Raw genomic sequence first — 302 nt, forward strand, 5'->3', positions numbered from 1 at the left:
TTCACGGTTTCCTTGAAGGCCAGATATTCTTCAGAGGTCACGAATAAAAAACTGGTTAACGCACCGATCATCGCTTGTGCATTTGGGAAGCGGCATAGTGCGGCCAGCACATGATTGGCTCTGACGATCAGATCATTGCTGACAAACATGATGCCAACCGGTGCATTGGCAATCAAAATTTCCAGCTCGCGCGCTAACTCTTTGTAACGATTTTTGCTGGCATTGAGTAAATCCTGATTCAGCTTGATTTGTTCTTCAGTTTCCTTACGGTCAGTGATGTCTATATGTGTGCCAACGATGCG

The 302-nt window shown here is 45.7% G+C and carries 1 protein-coding gene; it reads right to left on the reverse strand.

Features of this window, described 5'->3' with window-relative positions; translation table 11 throughout:
* Window positions 1-302 (reverse strand): hypothetical protein (locus KDM89_RS21475; RefSeq protein ID WP_212689819.1); only part of this gene is annotated, 302 nt, incomplete at both ends.

The sequence above is a fragment of the Cognatundibacterium luofuense genome, from assembly GCF_018139685.1.
GTDB classification, from domain to species: domain Bacteria; phylum Pseudomonadota; class Gammaproteobacteria; order Burkholderiales; family Burkholderiaceae_D; genus Undibacterium; species Undibacterium luofuense.